Source organism: Streptomyces sp. NPDC001750 (assembly GCF_042892615.1).
Taxonomy (GTDB): Bacteria; Actinomycetota; Actinomycetes; order Streptomycetales; family Streptomycetaceae; genus Streptomyces.
In genome coordinates this window covers 206350-218933 of the sequence record NZ_JBIAUE010000007.1, presented here as the reverse complement: position 1 = coordinate 218933, position 12584 = coordinate 206350, and the positions used below count along the sequence as shown (strand labels likewise).

Here is a 12584-nt window from a genome sequence, read left to right as displayed (position 1 = left end):
GTACCACCGGCCCGGTCGGTGAACGGGCGCTGCCGGTGAACGGGTGCGGTCCGCCGCCGGTGTCAGCCGAACGCCGACGGCGGTGGCGCCGGGGAGGGTCTGGCGTCCGCGTCGGTCACCGCCGCCGCGCCGCCGGTGAAGTCGGCGAGCGCCCGCCCGTGTTCGACGCGTCCGGGGTGCGGATCGGTCGCGACCCGGCGGGTCAGTTCCGCGAGTTTCGGCGGCAGGTCCGAGGCGAGCAGCACGGCGTTGCCGAAGCGACGGCCGCGCCAGACGGCCGGGTCGGCGGCGAGCGCCAGTTCGGGGAAGACGGCGGCCGCGGTGGCGATCTGGCCGCGCAGATGGGCCAGCGGCGGGCCGTCCGCGAGGTTGGCCACGTAACTCCCGCCGGGCTTCAGGACCCGTCGCACCTCGGTGAGGAATTCCGTACTGGTGAGGTGCGCCGGGGTGCGGGCGCCGCTGAAGACGTCCGCGATGACCAGATCCGCCCAGCCTTCGTGGACCTTCCCGAGCCCGGCGCGGGCATCGGCGGCACGGACCCGGATCCTGGCCTGCGGGTCCAACGGCAGCTGGCGGCGCACCAGTCGGACGAGCGCCTCGTCCGTCTCGACGATCTGCTGGGTGGAGCGCGGCCGGGTCGCGGCGATGTAGCGGGCCAGGGTGAAGGCGCCGCCGCCCAGGTGCACGACGTGCAGGGGCTGCCCGGGCGGTGCGACGAGGTCCGCGATGTGGCCGATCCTGCGCTGGTATTCGAAGGACAGGTACGTGGGATCGTCGAGGTCCACATGGGACTGAGGGGCACCGTCGAGGGTCAGCGTCCAGGCGTGGGGGCGCTCCCGGTCGGGCACCAGCTCGGCGAGACCACCGTCCACCTGCTCGGCGACGGGCTCCGCGCCGCGTCCCCCGCGCCCGGATCCTCGCCCGGCCTCGTGCCCGGTACCGCTGTCGGCCTTGCGGCCGGATCGTTTGCGGGCGGTCGCGCCCCCGCTCGACGCTCCTCGACGTGCCACTGCCGCTCGTGCCTGCTCACCGCTCATCGCTCCGGACCGGTGCGCGACCGGCCGTGCCGGGGAACCCCGGCCACCGGCCCATTATGAGCGCCCTTGCCAAACGCCCGTGGCGGCCGGCCCCGTAGCGAGGAGGAGGTCCGTGGAGACCCGCACGGGCGCGGCCACGGGCACAGACGCAGACACGATGGGGCACGGGCGCGCGGGCGGCGGTCAGCAGCAGTTGTCGGCCGCCTCGATCAGCCGGGCCGCCTGGTCGAGGGCGGCCCGCAGCACGGCCGGGTCGGTGAGGGGGGCGTCGTCCCCGGGCGGCAGCAGCCAGCCGCTGTCGCCGGTCGACGGCTCGGCGGGGACGCTCAGCCCGCGGCCGTCGGTGCGCGTACAGGCGCTGCCCGGGACGTCCCACGCCTCGGCCGTGCCCGGCGGCACCAGGAAGCCGAGGGTGTCACAGGCTCCGTCGTGCAGGACCGGGCCCACGGCCTCCTGGTCGGCGCCCCGGCGCAGGATGTCCACGGCCTCCAGTCCCTGACGGGCCGGAACGGTCACCAGATCGCAGGGTTCGGCGTCATGGCCCCCCGTGGACGCGGCGGGTGGTGCGGCATCCGTCGTATCCGTCACCGCCTTCGTGGCCGGGGTCGTCGCAGTCGTCCGCGAGCCGGTCTCCGTGCCGAGATGCAACAAGGGACCTCTCCTCTCATCGCCGGTTCTCATCACTGGGCGAATCACCGCCGGATCTCATCACCGGGCGAAGCCGGATTCCGTCTTGCGAAGGGTCCAACGCGCCGACCGCGTCAAGGGCTACGGCGCCACGCCGCCGCAATGGGTGGCAGTTCATGGCAGATCGCGGGTGAGATGCGCCTTTTATCAGCAAACACTCCCTGTGCGGCCGGTCACAGCCGGTACGTTCGTGCACCGCCGGGACACACCGGGGCACCGGAAGCAGAAACCCGGCTGCAGAAGAGAGGTCCTGGTCCATGGTGTCGACAGGGGCAGTTCCCAACCTCGCCTTCCGACGGCTGCGCGGCCAGCGCTCCGCCGGGGAGTTCGCCGCCGCGGTACGCAGATCCGCCCGCGAGATCGGCGAACGGGTCGCGTGCGACGCCCGGTACATCGGACGCGTGGAGTCCGGCGAGATCCGCTGTCCCAACTACGCGTACGAGCGGGTCTTCCTGCACATGTTCCCCGGGATGTCCCTGGTGGACCTGGGCTTCTCGCCGCGCGAGACGGTACGCGGCCGGGCCGCGCGGGCCACCACCACCGAAATCCCCTCACCCCTTGTGTTCCACAGCGAATCCCCTGTGCTCCACAGCGACACCGACGAGGAGAGCGACGTGCTGCGTCGCGTATTCATGACGAGCGGCACCACCGTGCTGGCGGCCGCACCCCTGGGTCCCGGTCCCGCCGCCAGGGCCACCGCACCCGACCGGCACCGGGTCGGCGAGGCCGAGGTCAGTGCCGTGGAGAGCGCGGTACGCCGGATCCGGCTGCTCGACGACCGGCACGGCGGCGACGGGCTGTACCGCGATGCGTCGCGGCCGTTGCGGACGGCGTACGCGCTGCTCGACTCCGGTACCGCCGCCAGGCGCTCCACCGCCGACCGGCTCCACGCCGGGGCGGGCGAACTGGCCATCTCGGTGGGCTGGCTGGCCCATGACTCCGGCCGGTTCGAGGACGCCCGCTCGCACTACGCGGAGGCGCTCGCCACGGCACGGGTGGCGGGCGACGCGGCGCTGGAGGCGCACGCGTTCTGCAACGCGTCGTTCCTGGCCAGGGACACGGGGCGGCCCCGCGAGTCCGTCCGCGCCGCCGAGGCCGGGCAGCGGGCGGCGCGACCGCTGGGCTCGCCGCGGCTGCTGGCCCTGCTCGCGCTGCGGGAGGCGGGCGGGCGGGCCGGGTTCGGGGACCGGACGGGCTGCGAACGGGCGATCGGCCGGGCCCGCACCGCGTTCGACCGCGGACCGTGCGACGCCGATCCGGAGTGGATGACGTTCTTCCGGGAGGCGGAACTGGAGATGCTGGAGGCGCAGTGCTGGTCGGCGCTGGGCGACTGGTCGCGGGCGGCCCGCCACGCACGGCGGGCGATCCGGCTCCAGGACCCGCACTTCACCCGGAACCTGGCGCTGTACCGGGCCGAGCTGGCCTGGGACCTCGCCCGGGCCGGCCGGGCCGAGGAGGCGGCAACGGCGGGCCACCGGGTGCTGGACCTGCTGGACGGCGTCCGGTCCTCGCGCATCCGGACGATGCTGGCGGGCACGACGCAGGTGCTCGCCCCGCGCCGGGACGCGGCGGACGAGGTACGGGGATATCTGGAGCGGTACGCGGCCGTGTCGGGGGTCTCCACGTAGGCGACCCGAAGGGCTCGAAGCCCCCGGGGGCCGGGGCCGGGGGCCGGAGGGCCGGGGCCGGAGGGCCGGGGCCGGAGGGCACACCCGGTCCCGTCCGGCTACCGCCCCGGACGCTCCAAGTGGCCCGTGTCGTTCCAGCGTTCCATCGCCGGTGCCCCGTACGCCCAGCCCAGTACCGAGAGGGACGTCGGGTCGAGCCTGATGCGCGCCGCGAACGACACGTCCTCGCCGAGCCACCGCGCGCCCAGCGCCCGCAGGATGTGACCGTGGGCGAAGACCAGCACGTCGCGGTCGGCCGAGCGGGCCCATTCGACGATCCGGTCGGCGCGTGCGGACAGCTCGGCCAGGGACTCCCCCTCGGGCACCCCGTCGCGCCAGATGAACCAGTCGGGCCGGATCGCCTTGATCTGCGCCGGGGTCATCCCCTCGTACGCCCCGTAGTCCCATTCCAGGAGCGCGTCCCACGGCTCGGCCCGGTCCGCGAAGCCCGCGATGTCGCAGGTCTCCCTGGCCCGCAGCAACGGGCTGGTGCGCACTTCGAGACCCGGCAGCTCCGCCCACGGTCCGCCGTGCAGCCGTTCGCCGAGCAGCTTGGCGCCGGCCCGGCCCGAGTCGAGCAGGGGGATGTCCGTCCTGCCGGTGTGGTTGCCCTTGACGGACCATTCCGTCTGGCCGTGCCGGGCGAGCAGGATACGCGGTGCCATGACGGCTCTCTCCCTGAACTGAACTGAGATCTGGGCCGATTCCCCGAGAAGGGATCCGAGGCCGGAGATCAAGGCGAAAACGAGTCGAAGAGGAGTCGACATCGGCTCGACACCCACTCGACATGGGTCCGGCATCGGCTCGACATTGAGTCGACGCGGATCTTCCGTTTCTCCATCATCGCGCACCGCTCCGGAAGGCAACCCACGGGGCGGAACAGGCGTCCCTCTCTGCGCAGAAGAATCCGCGCACGGGGGGATCCGACGGGCACCCCAGGGGTGATCGCGGCCGACCCGCGCCCTACGGTTGAACGCCCGCCGTCGGCCGCTTGAACACATGATGGAGAGCAACCGGATGCAGCATGCCAGCACCGTGCCCGAGCCTCGCCCGCGGCCCCGTTGGTGGACCGAGCTGCCTCTGCTGGCCCTGGTGTACGCGGCCTACTCGGCGGGCCGGCTCCTGGCGCGCGGCGACGTGTCCACGGCCGTCGATCACGGCCTGGCGATCCTGCGCCTGGAGCAGACGCTCCACATCAACGCCGAGCACCCGCTCAACCGGCTGTTCACCGCCCACCCCGCCCTCGGCATACCCTCCGACTTCGCGTACGCCTCGCTGCACTACCTGGTCACCCCGGCCGTCCTGGTCTGGCTCTTCCGCCGCCGCGCGACCCTGTACCGCAGGGCCCGCACCTGGCTGATGACGTCCACCGTCCTCGGTCTCGTCGGCTTCACGCTGATGCCGACCTGCCCGCCCCGGCTGCTGGACGCCGCGCACGGCTTCGTCGACACGATGGCGCAGTACAGCTCGTACGGCTGGTGGGGCGCGGAGGCGAGCGCCCCGCGCGGTCTGGGCGGGATGACGAACCAGTACGCGGCGATGCCCAGCCTGCACGTCGGCTGGTCGCTCTGGTGCGGGATCGTGCTGTGGCGTCACGCCCGGCACCCGCTCGTCCGGGCCGCCGCCGTCGCGTACCCCCTGGTCACCACGCTCGTGGTGATGGGCACGGCCAACCACTACTTCCTCGACGCGGTGGCGGGCGCCGCCGTGATGGGCGTCGGAGCCCTGCTGACCACCCCGGTGATGCGCGTCACCGACCGGGTCGGGGCCCGGCTCTCCACCCGCTTCCCGCGGCTCGCGCCGACCGCGAAGTCCGCCGAGTCCGCGATTGTCAGTGCCGGATGCGAGACTTCGGCGGGTGAGCGAATCCCTGGCCAGCGGACCACCTCCGCAGACTCCCCCCATGCCGGAACGGCGGGCGCCGCGGGCGCCCCGGCCCGCCCCGTCCCCCGGGCCGAAGCCGCCGCACGAGCGGGAGCCGGAGCGACGGGGGACGACGCTTCGACAGCGGCTCGCTGAGCTGCGCGGGCCGGACGTCGCGCCGCGTCCGTTGGACGCCCGCGCGCTGGCCGCCCTCGCCGCCAACCCCGGCTGCCGGCGCCGCGCCCTGCTGGACGGCGCCGGGGTGGACAAGGCGGCGCTGGCCGAGGCGCTCGGCTCACCGGCGCCCTTCGGACAGTCGCAGTTCGCTCTCGTCCGGGGCAACTCCTTCGAGGCCAAGGTCAAGGCCGACGGCGGTGCGGAGCTGATGCGGCTGCTGTACGAGCACCTCGGCGGCGGCGGTCCGGCACCCGACGAGGTGCTGGTGCCCGATCTGGCCGCCGCCGGTCCCCAGGGCCGCTCCGCGCGGACGGCGCTCGCGCTGCGGGAGGCGACCGGGGCCGGTTGCTGGGCCCTGCTGGACCACCCGATGCTGACCCTGGACGTGGCGGGCTCCCCGGTCCACCTGGAGCCGGACGCGGTGGTGGTGCACCCCGACGGCACGTGGACGGTCATCGAGATCAAGTCCTTCCCCATGGTCGACGGCTCCGCCGACGCGGCGAAGGTCGGGGCGGCGGCCCGGCAGTCCGCCGTCTACGTGCTGGCGCTGGAGCGCCTCGCGGAGCTGACCGAGGGCGCCGAGGCCGGTCACCGGGTGCTGCTGGTCTGCCCGAAGGACTTCTCCAACCTGCCCACCGCGTCGGTCGTCGACGTGCGCAAGCAGCGCGCGGTCACGCGGCGCCAGCTGACCAGGCTGACCCGGATCGAGGACATCGCCGCGGCGCTGCCGGAGGGCACGACCTTCGATCCGGCGTGTTCGGCACGGGAGTTGGACGCGGCGGTCGAATCGGTCGGCGCGGCATACGCTCCGGAGTGCCTGTCCACGTGCGAACTGGCCTTCCACTGCCGGGCGAAGGCCCGTACGGCGGGTGCGGTGGAGGCGCTGGGGCGCAGCGTGCGCGGGGAACTCGGCGGGCTGACCACGGTCGGCGCGGTGCTGGCCGCCGCCGCGGGCAAGGAGGGCGATCCGGCGGACCCGACGGTCGCGGCCCTGCGGCGCGCGGCGGCGTTGCGCGCGGAGGCGCTGGAGTGCGTCGGCGGGTTCCCGACGGGCGGCGCTGGTGCGCCGGGGAACGGCGCGGCGATACGGAACGGCGGCGCGGGCGTGCCGGGGAGCGGCACTGGCGTACCGGCGGCGGGCGGGGCGGTCCCGGGGAGCGCTGCGGCATGTCGCTGATCAGTACCCTGGCCCGGCTGGAGGCCGTGGAGAGCGGCCGGGCGCGACCGCTGGCGACGGTCCGGCACCGTCATCTCACCGACCGGCCGCTGGTCCTGGTGCCGCTGACGACCGCCGGTGAGGCGGGCGCGCCGCTGGGTGCGCTGGTCGGCACCGACCGGGACGCGCCCCGGCTGCTGGCGGTCCCGCAGCCGCGCGACCGGGACCTGCGGTTCTCCTTCCTCGCCGACCTGGCCGACGCGGTGCTGCCGCACATCGAGGCGTACGAGGACGTCGTCGAGCCCGCGGAACGCAACGAGACCGACCCGGCGACCGGTAAGCGGACCAAGGTCGAGGTCGAACTGTGCGCGGACGCACCGCAGTTGATCGTGCCGAGCCGGGCGGGCATCGACTTCGTGCGGCTGCTCGGCCGCTCCATGCGGTTCCGGCGCACGGCCGAGGACGAACCCGACGCCCCGTACCCCGCCCCGCCCCGCGTCCCGCTGCTGGGCCGCTGGCTGACGCATTACGGGGAACGGGCCCGGGTGCCGGGTTCCTCGCTGCTGCTCGCCGTCACGGATCTGCTGAACCGGCACTGGGCGACAGGGCAGAGCAGCCTGGAGGACCAGCATCTGGGCGCGCTGCTGGCCTGGATCGACGCCCCTGCGGGCGAGTCCGGGGCGTCGGCGGCGCTGCGCGCGGAGTCGGCGCGGGACGGCGAGGGCCAGTTGCTGTGTCCCCCGGCCGGTCCGGCCACGGATCCGGCGTTCGACAACCGGCTGCTGGCGCCCGCCATCGAGCGGTACGACCGGGCGCGCACCGCGCTCGCGGCTGCCGAGGACGGCCTGTCGGCCGATGCCCGGCTGGCCGGACTGACCGCCGCCGAGCGTGAGATCAGGGCGTTGCTGGCCGGGGTGATGCGGCCGACGTGGGACGCGGTGTGGCGCGGGCTCGACCTGTTGCGGGAGCTGCCCGCGGGGGCCAGGACGCAGGAGCGCTGGACGCGGGACCGCTGGTCGTTCACCGGTCACCGGGACCGGGTGCGGTCGGGTGAGCCGCCGCAGCCGCGCCGGGACGACGCGGTGACGGCGGCGCAGAAGCTGGCCTCGCGCGAGACGGCTCAGGCGCAGCTGGAGGCGCAGGAGGCGCTGGACGATCCGCTGGTGCTGGCCGGGCGGCGGCTCGCCGGTGAGGCGTTCGTGGGCCAGGTGACGGAGGTGGTGATGGCGTACAGCGAGTCGAAGCGCCCGTCGCCGCGTCCGCTGGTCACGGTCCGCACGGACGAGCGCCCGCATCTCGGTGAGCGCGTCAAGGTGTATCGCTCGCTGGACGGCAGACCGCAGACCGCCGAGTTCGTGGAGTACGTGGCGGAGCCGGAGGACGGGAACGCGGACGGGGGCGTGGCCGGGGACGGGCGCGGGCCCGCGCTGGTGCTGCGGATCACCGACCGGATGGGGCGGAGCAAGGAGCCGGCCCCCGGTTCGGTGCCCGAGCCGGGTGACCGGATCGTCTGGACGCTGTTCGAGCACGACCAGCGCGGCGGCCCGAAGCTGCCGGACCCGGAGGAGACTCCCTGGACGCACGGCGGGCCGCCGGGCGCGGCGGGGCACGCCGAGCATCCCGACCCCGTGACCGCGGAGGATCTGCTGTGACGCGAGAGGGTGGAGAGGTGTGCTGTGACAGGGGCGCTCGGCCCGGTCGTCGAAGTGCCGCCTGCCGTGCGACGCCCGGTACGCCGCACGGCCCGGCCTCTGGCCGAACGACGACACTTCGACGACAGGACCCAGGAGGACCTCGTGGTGACGCGTGACCCCGAAGGAGTCGCCATGACGGCCGGATCCGACCCGGGCGTCCAGGCCGCGCGGGCGACCGAAGCGATCCTCGCCGACACCCTGGGCGGTGCGTCGCGCGGGATCGTGGTGGACTCCCCGCCGGGCGCGGGCAAGTCGACGCTCGTGGTGCGCGCCGCGCTCGAACTGGCGGCGGCGGGCCGCCCGTTGATGGTGGTGGCACAGACCAACGCCCAGGTCGACGACCTGGTGGTCCGGCTGGCCGAGAAGGCCCCGGACCTGCCGGTGGGCCGTCTGCACAGCAACGACTCCGACCCGTACGACCCGGTGCTGGACGGCCTGGACAACGTGCGGAAGTCGGCCAAGGCGGCCGACCTCGCGGGGCTCGACATCGTCATCTCGACGGCCGCGAAGTGGGCGCATGTGAAGAACGTCGAGCCGTGGGGTCACGCGATCGTCGACGAGGCGTACCAGATGCGTTCGGACGCGCTGCTCGCCGTGGCGGGGCTGTTCGAGCGGGCGCTGTTCGTCGGTGACCCGGGCCAGTTGGACCCGTTCTCGATCGTCGGCGCGGAGCAGTGGGCCGGGCTGTCCTACGACCCGTCCGCGAGCGCGGTCTCCACGCTCCTGGCGCACAATCCCGGGCTTCCGCAGCACCGGCTTCCGGTGTCGTGGCGGCTGCCGGCCTCGGCCGCGCCGCTGGTCTCGGACGCGTTCTACCCGTACACGCCGTTCCGCAGCGGTACGGACCACGGGGACCGCCGGTTGTCGTTCGGGGTCGCGTCCGACGGTTCGGCGCCGGACCGGGTGCTGGACGAGGCCGCGGAGTCCGGCTGGGGCCTGCTCGAACTCCCGGCCCGGCACACCCCCCGCACCGACCCCGAGGCGGTACGGGCGGTGGCCGTGGTGGTCCGTCGGCTCCTCGACCGGGGCGCCGCGGCGACGAGTGAGCGCTCCCTGGGCCCGGTCCCGGTGACGGCGGACCGGGTCGCTGTCGGCACCGCCCACCGCGACCAGGCGGCGGCGGTCCGGGCGGCCCTCGCGGACCTGGGCGTGACGGGCGTGGCCGTGGACACGGCGAACCGGCTCCAGGGCCGCGAGTTCGACGTGACGGTGGTACTGCACCCGCTCTCCGGCCGCCCGGACGCCACGGCGTTCCACCTGGAGACGGGCCGCCTGTGCGTCCTGGCCTCGCGCCACCGGCACGCCTGCGTCGTGGTGTGCCGGGCGGGCGTCGCGGAACTGCTGGACGAGCACCCGTCGACGGAGCCGGTGCGCCTGGGCGTCACGGTGAAGTTCCCGGATGGCTGGGAAGCCAACCACTCAGTCCTGTCCCACCTGTCGGAACACCGGGTGTCCTGGCGGCCGTGAGCGCCCGACCGCCGGTGGTGCTCCGCGCCGCGGGCCGTTTCTTCGAAGTGCCGCACGGCCGGCTGGAGGCCGGGCCGTGCGGCGCCCGGTGCGCAGGCCCGCGAGGCGGAGGGCCGCCCTCGTACCGGACGTACGCCCCCGACAACGCCGCGAGCGATGGGGCCCCCTGGCCGAGCGGAGCCGAGAGCTCGGGGAAGTGCCGGGCGCCGCACGGCAGACGGCAGTTCAGCAAGGGCCCGGAGCCACCGGAAGGGGCACGTACAGGGCGTTCACCCGCAGGGCCACGGGCGATAAATCCGGAGCGTCCTGGCCCCCGCGCCCATAGGATCCATCCGTGATCAATTGGGAACATGTGTACGCAACGGACTTCGCCCTCCCCTCCACGACCACCCTGGACGAGGCGGTGTCCGAGCTCGCCGCCTGTCTGCGCGATTCCGATCCCCAGCTGCGCGACGGTTACCCCTATGTGGTCCTGCGGACCTGGATCGCCCGCGATGTCATCGACGGCCCGCGACGGATCCGTCTGGGCGACGAGATGGCCGCCCGCTTCACCGACCCGCACCTGCACGTGCGCGCGTTCGCCCCGCTGGTCCTGGACATGATCGTCAGCCGGGGCGACTTCCGCCGGCCCTGGCTGGACGCGTTCGCCGACTGGTACCCGACGGAGACCGAACTGCGCGGCCACGACAACGAGTTGGGCTGGCTCCACGCGGTCGCGCACGGGGCGGATCTACTCGGCACCTTCGGCACCCACCCCGAGGTCGACCCGGTCGCGATGCTCGACCTGGCCGTGGCGCGGTTGCTGGCCCCCACCGACCACGTCCTGCGCGATCAGGAGGACGACCGCCTCGCCTGCGCCCTGGCGCGGATCCTGACCGATCCCCGCCTGTCCCCCGGAGCTTCCGTGGACTGGCTGGACCCGGTCGAGGCCGCCTTCGCCGCCCTGGGCGGCGGACCGACCCCGCCCCACATCTCCCACACGATGCGCACGCTCCGGGCCCTGTACATACTCGCCGACACCGGTTTCCCGGCCCGCCGTGACGGAGGTCCGCTCCTGCGGGTGCTCCGTCCCGACCCGCTCAAGGCGCGGCTCGCGAAGGTTCTGGCGCCCGTGTTCGACGCCGCCTGCTCGGTGGGGTGAGCCGAGTGCGGTGAGCCGGCGGTGGCCCGCCGCCGGACCGCCCTCCCGGCCCCACCCGGAGCCGTCTTCCTGGCCTCCCGTCCCGGAGCCCACTCCCGGATTTCACGATTCCGACGAGTCCACTCGCGCGGCGTTGGACAATGGAGGGTGGCCCACCGGACCCGAGGGAGCCGGATCCTGCGGGGCCCGCCGAAGGAGGAATCACCACATGCCACAACCCGAGCGGAACGAACAGCAGCGGCTGCGCCCCGCACCCCTGCTCTTCGAGCCGACGGCCGCGGTCGCCGACCCCGAGCACTTCTTCGACCTGGAGTCGATGGAGGATCCGCGGGAGCTGCTGGCCCGGGCCACCGAGCTGACGCTGGCCTTCCGCGCCGCGACCGATCGCGCGGTCGAATTCCAGGCGATCGCGGCCGCGCAGCTCGCCGATCCGCGTCGGTTCGACCGGCTGACGACCGCGGACATCGCGGAGCGTGCCGAGTGGACCGAGGACTACGCCAAGAAGATGGTGGAGTTCGGGCGGAGCCTGCTGGGTGGTTCGACCCCCTGAGGGGGCAAAGACAGCCGCCGACCGGGTGGGAGCAGCCGCCCGAGGAGCCGGGCTACGGCCACTGGCATATGCCGGGGCGCAAGATACTCCTTCCCACCCCACCCTGTCCCGATTTCCGGCAACTCTCGGAATCCACTTGATCACGCCCGGTAGACATGGGCCCATGAGCGCATGCCTGCCAGATGAAACGACCCTGCATCACGGCGACACCCCTCACCGGGGCCCCCGGTACGGCGACGCCGGCATCCTCGCCGTTCTGCAGGACCGGTGCACGAGCCAGACGGCCCAGGTCACGGCGGCCGGTGCCGCATGGCTCGCCGGCGCCTCCGCCTATCCGCGCAGCACGCTCACGCAGTGGGAGGCGCGTCCCGACTCCCCCGCGGTGCTGCCGTGCGGATCGGCCTTCGACGTCGTGAACGTACCCACGCTCTTCGGGCGCCGAATGCTGGAGCAGCTGTGGTCCGACGGCCCCGGTTCGGGACCGGTCGCCACGCACCGCGGCCGGATGCTGCTGTTCGCCTCCCCCGGCACCGCGCAGCGACTGCCGTCGCTGCTCGACTGGGAGGAGTGGGGCGGCGGCCTCGAACCGCGCGGCGGCGCGGAGGACGGCACCAGGGTCCCGCCCGTGCTCTGCCACGGCACCGGGGACGCGGTGACCGTCCCGCCGCTGACCTGCGCCCCCACCACGCCCGGCCCCCGCTGGGTGGTCGCCCCGGACACCCGCAACCCCTGGCTGCCGGGGCCGGACGTCCTGCTGTGGGCCTGTGTGCGAGTGACCAGATCAGCACCGTCGGCAGCGGCCCGGAATCCGATTTTTCCTACCGCCGACCAGGGTGCTAATGTCTACGACGTCAGCAGGCGCCGCTAGCTCAGTTGGTTAGAGCAGCTGACTCTTAATCAGCGGGTCCGGGGTTCGAGTCCCTGGCGGCGCACAGACGGAGGAAGCCCCTCTCGCGAGAGCGAGGGGGGCTTCTTCGTGCTCGGGACGGATCCGTGCGACGCCTCTCCTAGTGCCGCTCCCGGCAACGTTTGCCCCGTCGCACGGTCCGGCACGCACTCCCCCAAGGCCTCAAGGGCCAAGGGGGACCCCCTTCGGCGTTGGCCGAGAGCCCACGTAGCCCCGGACGACGCTCCTTCCGGGCAAA

The 12584-nt window shown here is 73.9% G+C and carries 11 protein-coding genes and 1 tRNA gene; 9 read left to right on the top strand and 3 right to left on the bottom strand.

Annotation, left to right across the window (positions count from 1 at the left end; all coding sequences use genetic code 11):
* Positions 1 to 62: 62 nt before the first annotated feature.
* Together ACFYY6_RS14580 and ACFYY6_RS14575 are read right to left on the bottom strand one after the other, a co-directional pair.
* Entirely contained in the window at positions 63 to 1010 is a 948-nt protein-coding gene (locus tag ACFYY6_RS14580; protein ID WP_351518999.1) for a fused MFS/spermidine synthase, read from the bottom strand.
* Between the two features lie 210 nt (positions 1011 to 1220).
* Positions 1221 to 1688, bottom strand: coding sequence for a hypothetical protein (locus ACFYY6_RS14575; protein ID WP_351633683.1), 468 nt, complete (start codon positions 1686 to 1688; stop codon positions 1221 to 1223).
* 293 nt (positions 1689 to 1981) lie between these two features.
* On the opposite strand from ACFYY6_RS14575, the gene ACFYY6_RS14570 reads away from it, so the two are divergent.
* Positions 1982 to 3352: a tetratricopeptide repeat protein gene (locus tag ACFYY6_RS14570; protein ID WP_351633686.1), complete on the top strand. Its 1371-nt coding sequence runs from the start codon at positions 1982 to 1984 to the stop codon at positions 3350 to 3352.
* 98 nt (positions 3353 to 3450) lie between these two features.
* Here the strand turns inward: ACFYY6_RS14570 and ACFYY6_RS14565 are convergent, their stop codons facing one another.
* The gene (locus ACFYY6_RS14565) at positions 3451 to 4056 is read right to left on the bottom strand and encodes a histidine phosphatase family protein (protein ID WP_351518994.1); all 606 of its coding nucleotides are present in this window, start codon (positions 4054 to 4056) and stop codon (positions 3451 to 3453) included.
* Positions 4057 to 4408: 352 nt separating this feature from the next.
* On the opposite strand from ACFYY6_RS14565, the gene ACFYY6_RS14560 reads away from it, so the two are divergent.
* From ACFYY6_RS14560 to ACFYY6_RS14525, 8 genes are all read left to right on the top strand, one after another.
* Positions 4409 to 5410 (top strand): phosphatase PAP2 family protein, encoded by a 1002-nt coding sequence (locus tag ACFYY6_RS14560; protein ID WP_351518993.1) that lies wholly within the window; start codon positions 4409 to 4411, stop codon positions 5408 to 5410.
* Positions 5295 to 6608 carry a hypothetical protein gene (locus ACFYY6_RS14555; protein ID WP_351633690.1) on the top strand — a complete coding sequence of 438 codons (1314 nt, stop codon included), beginning with the start codon at positions 5295 to 5297 and terminating at the stop codon, positions 6606 to 6608. Before ACFYY6_RS14560 ends, ACFYY6_RS14555 begins: the two co-directional genes overlap by 116 nt.
* On the top strand, positions 6599 to 8239 hold the full coding sequence (locus ACFYY6_RS14550) for a hypothetical protein (RefSeq protein WP_351633693.1): 1641 nt from the start codon (positions 6599 to 6601) through the stop codon (positions 8237 to 8239). The genes ACFYY6_RS14555 and ACFYY6_RS14550 overlap by 10 nt, the downstream gene beginning before the upstream one ends.
* Before the next feature lie 174 nt (positions 8240 to 8413).
* Positions 8414 to 9748 carry an AAA domain-containing protein gene (locus tag ACFYY6_RS14545; RefSeq protein ID WP_351518988.1) on the top strand — a complete coding sequence of 445 codons (1335 nt, stop codon included), beginning with the start codon at positions 8414 to 8416 and terminating at the stop codon, positions 9746 to 9748.
* Between the two features lie 334 nt (positions 9749 to 10082).
* Positions 10083 to 10889, top strand: coding sequence for a DUF2785 domain-containing protein (locus tag ACFYY6_RS14540; RefSeq protein ID WP_389193298.1), 807 nt, complete (start codon positions 10083 to 10085; stop codon positions 10887 to 10889).
* A 208-nt stretch (positions 10890 to 11097) separates the two neighbouring features.
* The gene (locus ACFYY6_RS14535) at positions 11098 to 11439 is read left to right on the top strand and encodes a hypothetical protein (protein ID WP_073783260.1); all 342 of its coding nucleotides are present in this window, start codon (positions 11098 to 11100) and stop codon (positions 11437 to 11439) included.
* Between the two features lie 163 nt (positions 11440 to 11602).
* Entirely contained in the window at positions 11603 to 12307 is a 705-nt protein-coding gene (locus tag ACFYY6_RS14530; RefSeq protein ID WP_386607681.1) for a hypothetical protein, read from the top strand.
* Positions 12298 to 12371: transfer RNA gene (locus ACFYY6_RS14525), tRNA-Lys, on the top strand. The genes ACFYY6_RS14530 and ACFYY6_RS14525 overlap by 10 nt, the downstream gene beginning before the upstream one ends.
* The last annotated feature ends 213 nt before the right edge of the window (positions 12372 to 12584 follow it).

What these genes read in the sequence shown, in the direction of transcription:
- ACFYY6_RS14570 (WP_351633686.1), top strand. Translation starts at nt 1,982, where the DNA reads ATGGTGTCGACAGGGGCAGTTCCCAACCTCGCCTTCCGACGGCTGCGC.
- ACFYY6_RS14565 (WP_351518994.1), bottom strand. Translation starts at nt 4,056, where the DNA reads ATGGCACCGCGTATCCTGCTCGCCCGGCACGGCCAGACGGAATGGTCC.
- ACFYY6_RS14560 (WP_351518993.1), top strand. Translation starts at nt 4,409, where the DNA reads ATGCAGCATGCCAGCACCGTGCCCGAGCCTCGCCCGCGGCCCCGTTGG.
- ACFYY6_RS14555 (WP_351633690.1), top strand. Translation starts at nt 5,295, where the DNA reads ATGCCGGAACGGCGGGCGCCGCGGGCGCCCCGGCCCGCCCCGTCCCCC.
- ACFYY6_RS14550 (WP_351633693.1), top strand. Translation starts at nt 6,599, where the DNA reads ATGTCGCTGATCAGTACCCTGGCCCGGCTGGAGGCCGTGGAGAGCGGC.
- ACFYY6_RS14545 (WP_351518988.1), top strand. Translation starts at nt 8,414, where the DNA reads ATGACGGCCGGATCCGACCCGGGCGTCCAGGCCGCGCGGGCGACCGAA.
- ACFYY6_RS14535 (WP_073783260.1), top strand. Translation starts at nt 11,098, where the DNA reads ATGCCACAACCCGAGCGGAACGAACAGCAGCGGCTGCGCCCCGCACCC.
- ACFYY6_RS14530 (WP_386607681.1), top strand. Translation starts at nt 11,603, where the DNA reads ATGAGCGCATGCCTGCCAGATGAAACGACCCTGCATCACGGCGACACC.